The organism is Bradyrhizobium sp. SHOUNA76, assembly GCF_023006445.1.
Taxonomy (GTDB): Bacteria; Pseudomonadota; Alphaproteobacteria; order Rhizobiales; family Xanthobacteraceae; genus Bradyrhizobium.
The window spans coordinates 1-5,069 of sequence record NZ_JALBHA010000467.1 but is presented as its reverse complement, the minus strand read 5'-3'; the positions used below and the strand labels follow the sequence as shown (position 1 = coordinate 5,069).

Here is a 5,069-nt window from a genome sequence, read left to right as displayed (position 1 = left end):
CTCGACCGTGCAGACGCTGGTCGACCGCGCCCCCGAGGGTGCGCACGAGAAGGCCACAGCCGCGATCCGGAGCGTGGCCGGCGTGATCGATATCGAGCGGTTGCGGGTGCGCATGGTCGGGGCGACCACGTTCATCGACACCATCGCGAAGGTGCCGCGGACCTATCCGATCGACCGGGTCGAGGACATCAAGCGCAACGCGCAGACCGCCGTCACCAAGGCGTTCGGCGATGCCGACCTCACTTTTGCTGCGGTGCCGGTCGCGCGCGACAACGAGACCGTGCGCGACCGCATCATGGTGATCGCGCGCAATTCCGGGCTCGCCATCCACCATGTCACGGTGCACGATCTCGGCGCCAAGCTGATCGTCAGCATCGACCTCGAGGTCGACGGCGGAATGCAGCTCGACGCCGCCCATGACGTCGCCAACACGCTGGAGCGTAACATCCAGGTGGAGTTCGGCGACGACGTCGAGGTCGACGTCCATATCGAGCCATTGGAACCGGAACTGCCGTTCGGGGTCGATGCCACGCCGGAACGGGTGCGGACCATCGCCGCCGCGCTGACGGAATATGCCGCCGACGGCGAGATCCACGACATCCATAATGTCCGCGTCCGCAACACCGATGCCGGCGAGATCGTCAATTTCCACTGCCGGGCCACGCCGTCGATGAGCGTGATCAAGGTGCACGAGCATGTCGACGCGGTCGAGCGCGCGCTGCGGCGCGCGTTCCCGAGCGTGAAGCGCGTGATCAGTCACGCTGAGCCGCCGCGCGCGTGACGAGGCGCACGAGACGAAGAATGTGCGAGGAGTCACACGTTCTCGTTTCGGACTCCTCGCGTCCGTGAGTTTGCGGGCGCACGACGCGCAAACTGCGCGTTGGATAAGAATAATTTCGCGTTAACGATTCGTTGACTCTCGACAGCCCGCGAAAACTGGATTCAAATCGCTGTGATTCGGAAGCGATGTGGGGCTGCTTCCGGACTTCAGTTGCAAGCTGGTTTTCAGGGGGCCGAAGGCATGTCGCGTGCAGACGCCGCGAACGCGTGCGTCCAATCCGATTCGATCAAAGGATTGGCGCAATCGATCGCGAAACCTGCCTATCATCGGCTCTTGATCGCAGAGCCGGCGCTTCGTCGCGCCGTGCCGACGCTCATCATCGCATTCCTGATCACGATCTGCCTCGGCGCGTTCGTGCAGGTCGTCGATCAGACGCGTCAGAAGCGGATGGTGATCCGCCACGACATCTCAGCGCTCGCCGATCTGCTCGCCGAACGCATCGACCGCCTCACCTCCGTGCGGCAGGAGCGGCTCAAGAACATCGAGAGCCTGCCGGCACTGCTGCCCGATCTGATCCCGACCTGGGGCACGGCCACGGGCCGCCACGTCATCGTCACCTCGGCCGGCATCGACCGCCGCGTTCTCGCCCGCATCCCGATCGACAGCGACCCTTCAGGCAACGACCGCCTGCTCGATGCCATCACCACGGCGCAACTGCTCGCGGCGCCGACGCGCGACGGCAACATCTCCGACATGACGCTGCCGAGCGGCAACGCCGCGATGGCGACCTCGCGGCAGATCAAGTCGATGCCCGGCTTCGTCACCGTGATCCAAGAGCGCAACGAGCCGATCTGGGGTTCGGACGCCGCGCTCTCGGTGACGCTGTCGGCGACCACCGGCTTCGTCGTCCTGATCCTCGGCTTCGCCTTCCACTGGCAGTCCACCCGCGCCCGCGAGGGCGACCTCATCAACGACGCCGTGCGCGGCCGGATCGACACCGCGCTCAACCGCGGCCGCTGCGGCCTGTGGGACTGGGACCTGTCGCGCGGCCGGATCTTCTGGTCGCAGTCGATGTTCTCGATGCTCGGCCTGGACGGCCGCCACGAGCTTCTCACCTTCGGCGAGGTCAACGCGCTGGTGAAGTCCGACGACATCGACCTGTTCGCGATCGCCGACCAGCTCATCTCCGAGAAGATCGACCACATCGACCAGACCTTCCGCATGCAGCATGTCGACGGCCATTGGATCTGGCTCCGCGTCCGCTGCGAAAAGACACGCGGGGCCACCGATTCCAGCGTGCACCTGATCGGGATCGCCGTCGACATCACCGAGCAGAAGAGCCTCGCCGAGCGCACCGTCGAAGCCGACCTCCGCCTGCGCGACGCCATCGAGACCATTCCGGAAGCCTTCGTGCTGTGGGACGCGAGCGACCGCCTGGTGCTCTGCAACTCGCACTTCCAGCGCCTGCACAAGCTGCCCGACAGCGCCGTCATTCCCGGCACCTCCTACGAGACCGTGCTCGAGGTCGGCCGCATGCCGGAGGTCCGCACCCGCCACAACGAGACCGCGAGCCAAGGCCCGGGCGCGCGCACCTTCGAAGCCCAGCTCGACGACGGCAGCTGGCTGCACATCAGCGAGCGCCGCACCAAGGACGGCGGCTACGTCTCGGTCGGTACCGACATCACCCGCATCAAGGAGCACGAGCAGAAGCTGGTCGACAACGATCTGCGCCTGCGGGCCACCGTCATCGACCTCAAGCGTTCGCAGGCCGCGCTGGAGCGCCAGGCGGTTGAGCTCGCCGATCTCGCCGAGAAGTACCAGCGCGAGAAGACCCGCGCCGAGGAGGCCAACCAGACCAAGTCGAAGTTCCTCGCCAATATGAGCCACGAGCTGCGCACGCCGCTCAACGCCATCATCGGCTTCTCCGAGATCATGGGCTCGGGCATGTTCGGCGAACTCGGCAGCGAAAAGTACCAGGAATACTGCCAGGACATCCTGACCAGCGGCCACTACCTGCTGGAGGTCATCAACGACATCCTCGACATGTCCAAGATCGAGGCCGGCCGCATGAAGCTCGACCTGGAAGAGCTCGACCTGGCGCAGACGCTGGCGGAATCCCTGCGGGTCGTCACCGGCCGCGCCCAGGACAAGCACCTGACACTCGACGCCGACATCGCAAAATCCATCTCCGTCGTCGCCGACCGCCGCGCCACCAAGCAGATCATCGTCAATCTGCTCTCCAACGCCGTGAAGTTCACGCCCGACGGCGGACGCATCGTGGTGCGCAGCCGGCAGCTCGACGACAGGATCGTGCTGATGATCGCCGACACCGGCATCGGCATCGCGCCGCATTCGCTGGCACGGCTCGGCCGCCCGTTCGAGCAGGTGGAGAGCCAGCTCACCAAGACCTATCACGGCTCGGGCCTGGGCCTCGCGATCGCCCGCTCGCTGGCGCAGCTCCACGGCGGCTCGATGCGGCTGCGCTCCAAGCTGGAGGTCGGCACCGTCGTGCGCGTGACCCTGCCCCGCGACGCGATCAAGGCGGCGTCCGGGATATCGGCCGCGGCTTGAACCCTACAATTGCAGCGTCGGCGCCACTTCGCGCGCGATATTGACCAGGGCCGCGATCAGCGGCGTCATCGGATCGCGCTGCGGGATGACCATGCCGATGCTGTAGTTGACGTCGGGATCGACGATCGGGATCGAGCGCACCGTGTCGGAAAGACCGAGCGTCTCGGCGAGCTTGGCCGGCATCACGCTCGCCCAGCGCCCGGTCTTGACATGCGTGAACAGCACCAGCAGCGAGTTCGAGGTCAGCGTCGGCGTCGCCTCGGCGCCGACCGAGCGTAGCGCGCGGTCGATGATGCGGCGGTTCTGCATGTCTGGCGTCAGCAGGCACAGCGGCACCTGCCCGACCTCGGTCCATGTCACCGTCTCGCGGTCACCGAACATCGCATCCGGCGCGGTCAGGAGACGATAGCTCTCATTGTAGAGCGGAATGGTGCGCACCTTGCCGATCGGCTCGTTCTCGATATAGGTCAGCCCGGCATCGACCTCGAGATTTTCGAGCAGCCCCAGCACCTCGGACGAGGTGGTGGACTGGATGCGGAAGCGCACCTCCGGATGCCTGGCACGGTACGGCGTCGTCAGCGCGGCGACCATGCCGAGCACGGTCGGGATCGCCGCGATGCGGATCTCGCCGGAGAGCTGGTGCTTCAGCCCGTTGATCTCATCACGCATCGCGCGGGCATCGCCCACGATCCGCCGCGCCCAGTCCAGCGCCCGCTCGCCTTCCGGCGTAAAGCCCTGGAAGCGGGACCCGCGCTGGACCAGCATCACCCCGAGGATCTCCTCGAGCTGCTTGAGTCCGGTCGACATCGTCGGTTGCGTCACGCCGCAGACCTCCGCCGCGCGTCCAAAATGACGCTCCTTCGCCAGCGCCAGCAGCAGTTCAAGCTTGTCGATCAACCGAGCGTCCCCTCGAATTCTGTCGTGGCATGCAAGCTAGCACGCCGGGCCCGCACCAACACGCAAAAACCGGCAGCCGGTCCAACTTTCATTGCCATTTCGTATCGATCGATTGCGGTTGCAAATCGATCCGAATTCGCAATCGCAGCACGGGATAGCTTTATTGATCTTCGAATGATTCCAACTAGTTTGCGGCAAAGGAAACGCTCAGGTTGAGAACGAAGAATGACAGCGGTTTTTGAGCCTTGGAACGAGACGCGCGGCGCCGAAATCATCGGCGAACATGCCGACCAAGAGGGCGCGACGCTGGTCATCCTGCACGCGCTGCAGGAGGCATTCGGCTACGTGCCGGAGGCGGCCATTCCCATGGTGGCGCAAGCGCTCAATCTGTCGCGCGCCGAAGTGCATGGCGTATTCACATTCTACCATGACTTCCGCCACAAGCCGGCCGGCCGTCATGTGCTCAAGCTCTGCCGCGCGGAAGCCTGCCAGGCCGCGGGCGGCGATGCGCTGGCTGCGCGCGCAGAAGCCAAGCTCGGCGTGTCGCTCGGCAACACCACGGCCGATGATCGCGTCACACTGGAGCCGATCTACTGCCTCGGCCTGTGCGCGACGGCGCCGTCCGCGATGCTCGACGGCCGCCTGATCGGCCGCCTCGATCAGAAGCGCCTCGATGCGCTGGTCGCGGAGGCGCAACGATGAGCATGCGCCTCTACGTCTCACGTGATGCCGGTGCGTTGGCCGTCGGCGCCGACGAGGTCGCGCTGGCATTGGAGCAGGCTGCCGCGAAGCGCGGCGTGGCCATCGAGATCGTCAGGAC

General features: G+C 65.6%; 4 protein-coding genes. 3 read left to right on the top strand and 1 reads right to left on the bottom strand.

The window, feature by feature from the left end; all coding sequences use genetic code 11:
• The coding region (locus MOV74_RS30945; protein WP_309486852.1) for a cation transporter dimerization domain-containing protein at window positions 1–781 on the top strand (781 nt) is incomplete at its 5' end.
• Window positions 782–1,021: 240 nt separating this feature from the next.
• Entirely contained in the window at window positions 1,022–3,352 is a 2,331-nt protein-coding gene (locus MOV74_RS30940) for a PAS domain-containing sensor histidine kinase (protein ID WP_246930656.1), read from the top strand.
• Between the two features lie 3 nt (window positions 3,353–3,355).
• On the opposite strand, the gene MOV74_RS30935 is transcribed toward MOV74_RS30940, so the two are convergent.
• Window positions 3,356–4,249, bottom strand: coding sequence for a LysR family transcriptional regulator (locus tag MOV74_RS30935; RefSeq protein ID WP_246930653.1), 894 nt, complete (start codon window positions 4,247–4,249; stop codon window positions 3,356–3,358).
• Window positions 4,250–4,474: 225 nt separating this feature from the next.
• Here MOV74_RS30935 and MOV74_RS30930 point away from each other — a divergent pair, with 225 nt between their 5' ends.
• Window positions 4,475–4,951 (top strand): formate dehydrogenase subunit gamma, encoded by a 477-nt coding sequence (locus MOV74_RS30930; protein WP_246930651.1) that lies wholly within the window; start codon window positions 4,475–4,477, stop codon window positions 4,949–4,951.
• Window positions 4,952–5,069 lie beyond the last annotated feature (118 nt).

Excerpts from the sequence above, each read along its gene's own strand:
- MOV74_RS30930 (WP_246930651.1), top strand. The coding sequence starts at position 4,475 with ATGACAGCGGTTTTTGAGCCTTGGAACGAGACGCGCGGCGCCGAAATC.
- MOV74_RS30940 (WP_246930656.1), top strand. The coding sequence starts at position 1,022 with ATGTCGCGTGCAGACGCCGCGAACGCGTGCGTCCAATCCGATTCGATC.